Here is a 3372-nt window from a genome sequence, read left to right as displayed (position 1 = left end):
CGCACCTCCCATCTCCGCGACCGAGGTCGCAATCCTGACCGGCGACCGACAGATAGACTCCCTCTACCACAGCACGGGTCTCGGCCTCTGGCTTGTCAACTGGGTCGTCAGGCGCTCCGGCGGGGAGTTGGCGTTCGCCGAGCGCGACCCGCGCGGCAACGTCGTGACACTCGCTCTCACGGCCGCTGACGGACCCGCCGCGGCCGCCCCGAGCGACCGTCACGACGGACGACACGGCTCAGTGCGTCGTCAGCCGGAGTGAGAAGTCGTGTGCGACGTGAACGACCGCCCGGAGAGGAAGTGGGGACGCGACGATGACACTCTCCTCCGCCTCCCCGTCTCCCCGCCGCACCCCGTCGCGTCGCTCACGCCTGCGGGACGCGCTCGTCCGAGAGGCACGCGCGGTATCGCGCGCCGGCGTCGGTCTCCGCGGCGATGGCGTCGCGGACGCGGTCGGAGACCCACCCGTCGTCGAGATACCGCTCGTACACCGGGAGTCGCTCCCGGAGGGGGACACCCGCGTCGTCCGCGAGGTCCTCGAGTTCTCGCAGGGCGGGCCACGCGTAGTCGGGGTTGATGTAGTCGTCCGTCACGGGCGAGACGCCGCCGAGGTCGTCGACGCCGCAGTCCAGGAGGCGGGCGGTGGGTGAGAGGTTCGGCGGCACCTGCACCGACACCGACTCGGGGAGGGCGACGCGCGCCATCGCGACGACGCGGCGCATCGTCTCGACCGAGGGGCGCTCGAACGACGAGCGGTCGTTTGGGACGACGTTCTGGACGATGACCTCCTGGACGTGGCCGTACCGTTCGTGGAGGTCACGAATCGCCAGGAGCGACTCGGCGCGGTCACGCCACGTCTCGCCGATGCCGACGAGGAGCCCCGTGGTGAACGGTACCCCGGCGCGACCCGCGGCGCGGATGGTGTTGAGCCGCTGGCCGGGCGTCTTCTTCCGCCCGCCCGAGTGCGCATCGACGTCGGCCGTCGTCTCCAGCATGACACCCATCGACGCGTTCACCTCTCTCAGTCGTTCGAACTCCGGTTCCGTGAGGTCGCCGGGGTTCGAGTGCGGCAACAGACCCACGTCGAGCGCGCGCTCGCACACCGCGAAGAGGTAGTCGAGGATTGAGTCGTGGCCCCACTCCGCGAGTTGCTCGTGGATGGCCTCGTAGCGGGCGTCGGGTTTGTCGCCGAACGTGAACAGCGCCTCCGTACACCCGGCGTCGGCACCCATCCGCAGCGTCTCCTCGACGTCCGCGGGCGACATGAGCGACGCCTGCCCGGGGACGTCGTAGTAGGTGCAGTAGGTGCAGGTGTACCGGCAGGCGGTCGTCAACGGGAGGAAGACGTTCCGTGAGAAGGAGAGTTCGGGGGCGGGGTCGACGTCCGCGGGGGTCACGTCGAGCAGCCGGTCGACGGCCGCCTCGTCGACTGTGAGTTCGACGTCGTACGCCTCGGCCCCGGGGAACATACCCGCCCTCCGGCGTGGAGAGACAAAAACGAACGGGTCGGTGGTGCGTGCGAGGTAGCAAACGGTGAAGGGGGCACCGGTCGAACACGACGCACACGATGTACTCTCACGTCGTCATCGCCGTCGATGGGAGCGACGAAGCTACCCGGGCGGCCCGGTACGGACTGGGCGTCGCGCGACTGTTCGATGCCCGCGTCGACGCCGTCCACGTCGTCGCTCGACGGGCCCTCCGCCTCGCCTCGACTGCCGACGAGGCTGACCGGCTCCGGTCGCGCGGCGAGGCCGTTCTCGGGGACGCTCAGACGCTGGCGTCGGAGCACGGGCTCTCTATCGGGACGGAACTCAGGGAGGGGAGACCGGCCGCCGAAGTCGCTGCGGCCGCCGTCGAACGCGACGCCGACCTGCTGGTCGTGGGGCGGCAGGGCGTCACCGGACTCGGGCGACGGCTCCTCGGGGGCGTCACCGAACGCCTCCTCCACCGGACGGACGTCCCCGTCCTCGTCGTCCCCGGCGAGTACCCGGCGGACGTGACCGAGTGTGACCGTCTCCTCGTGCCGACCGACGGGAGCGAGAACGCGGCGGCCGCCGCCCCCCACGGGGCAGCGCTCGCGGGCGGCGTCGGCGCGGCGCTCCGCGTGCTGAACGTCGTCGACCTCCAGGCCGCGGGCGGCGTGTTCGCCGCGGGCGGACTCGAGGAGGCGTTCGTCGAGAGGCTCGAGGCGCAGGGACGCGAGGCGGTCGACCGACTCGCGGACGATCTCCGCACCTCGGACCCGGACCTGCGCGTCGAGACGGCCGTCGTCACCACGACGGAGTTCGACGGGGTCGCCCACGGCGTCCGCGAGCACGTTCGGGAGGAGGGGGTCGACCTCGTCGTCATGGGGTCGCACGGGCGGTCGAACCTCCGGCGACAGCTCCTCGGCAGCGTCGCCTCGACGGTGCTGCGGACGGTCGACGTCCCGGTGCTCGTGGTCCCACGGGGGGCGACGGCGGGGGGTCCCGACTGACTCTGTCCCCTTTTGATACTCGTCCTCGTCAGCGGGGCGAGCACGCCCCAAAGACATACGCCGGTCCGTCCAGTTCTCGGCGTATGCGCCGCCGGACAGCCCTCACAGCCCTCGGGAGCCTCGTCGGCGCTGTCGCCGGGTGTAGCACCCGCCTCCCCCCGTCCGCGCGGACGCCCGGGTCGGCAGCTTCGACCGACACGCCGACAGCCGATGCACGGACGGCCGGAGCGGTACCGACGCTCGACGAACTGCCCTGTCCCCCGGCAGCGGTGAATCCCGAGACGGCCGTCTGCCCCGCCGGCCGCGACGACGCGCCGCTCGTCGTCCGGACCAACCGTCGGACCGTCGCGCTCGCCGAGGCCGAGAGCGTCCGGTTCGTCCTCGTGAACGGGACCGGCGAGGGGCTCAGGTTCAACCCGAACGACCCCGACGTCTACCGGTACACCGGGGACGGGTACGACCGTCTCGACCGCCGGGCCAGCGGCACCGGCGTCACGACGGTCCCGCCGGACGGAACGCACAGCTGGCACCTCACCGACCTCCCGCAGTTCGACCGCCTCGCTCCGGGGACGTTCCTGTTCGCCGCCTCGGTGCCCACGGCAGGGGCGACCGACACCGACTGGGTGACGTGTCTCTCCCCGTTCCGCCTCACCGCCGAGCGAGGCTGACGCGCCCCTCGTCCTCGTCGACGGCGAGTTCGAACCGCGCCGTGAGCCACTCGCGCGTCCGCTCGCCGCCGTGGACGAACGCCTCGACGAGATCGGCGGGTTCGTCGACGTCGGTCGACAGACGGAACGAGTCGACTGACCGGACGGTGCCGACGTCGGCCGCGGCGCGTCGGTGGTCCAGATAGGAGGTGCCGTGGAAGTCCGCCCGGAACGCGGGCGTCCAGATCG

At 71.8% G+C, this 3372-nt stretch carries 3 protein-coding genes and 2 pseudogenes; 3 read left to right on the top strand and 2 right to left on the bottom strand.

Features of this window, described 5'->3' with window-relative positions:
* Positions 1-262 (top strand): annotated as a pseudogene (locus ACESK5_RS18995) (hypothetical protein); the annotation flags it as partial.
* Between the two features lie 103 nt (positions 263-365).
* Here ACESK5_RS18995 and cofG read toward each other — a convergent pair.
* Entirely contained in the window at positions 366-1469 is a 1104-nt protein-coding gene (gene cofG / locus ACESK5_RS18990; RefSeq protein WP_372913150.1) for a 7,8-didemethyl-8-hydroxy-5-deazariboflavin synthase subunit CofG, read from the bottom strand.
* A 98-nt stretch (positions 1470-1567) separates the two neighbouring features.
* Here cofG and ACESK5_RS18985 point away from each other — a divergent pair, with 98 nt between their 5' ends.
* Together ACESK5_RS18985 and ACESK5_RS18980 are read left to right on the top strand one after the other, a co-directional pair.
* Positions 1568-2476: a universal stress protein gene (locus ACESK5_RS18985; protein WP_372913149.1), complete on the top strand. Its 909-nt coding sequence runs from the start codon at positions 1568-1570 to the stop codon at positions 2474-2476.
* Positions 2477-2559: 83 nt separating this feature from the next.
* The gene (locus ACESK5_RS18980) at positions 2560-3144 is read left to right on the top strand and encodes a hypothetical protein (RefSeq protein ID WP_372913148.1); all 585 of its coding nucleotides are present in this window, start codon (positions 2560-2562) and stop codon (positions 3142-3144) included.
* On the opposite strand, the pseudogene ACESK5_RS18975 reads toward ACESK5_RS18980, so the two are convergent.
* Positions 3125-3372 (bottom strand): annotated as a pseudogene (locus tag ACESK5_RS18975) (2-phospho-L-lactate guanylyltransferase); the annotation flags it as partial. The gene ACESK5_RS18980 and the pseudogene ACESK5_RS18975 sit on opposite strands and share 20 nt — an antisense overlap.

Source organism: Salinigranum sp., assembly GCF_041641895.1.
GTDB lineage: Archaea > Halobacteriota > Halobacteria > Halobacteriales > Haloferacaceae > Salinigranum.
Note: the sequence above shows the minus strand (reverse complement) of the source record. Positions and strands in the feature narration are given on the sequence as shown.

Excerpts from the sequence above, each read along its gene's own strand:
- cofG (WP_372913150.1), bottom strand. The coding sequence starts at position 1,469 with ATGTTCCCCGGGGCCGAGGCGTACGACGTCGAACTCACAGTCGACGAG.
- ACESK5_RS18985 (WP_372913149.1), top strand. The coding sequence starts at position 1,568 with ATGTACTCTCACGTCGTCATCGCCGTCGATGGGAGCGACGAAGCTACC.
- ACESK5_RS18980 (WP_372913148.1), top strand. The coding sequence starts at position 2,560 with ATGCGCCGCCGGACAGCCCTCACAGCCCTCGGGAGCCTCGTCGGCGCT.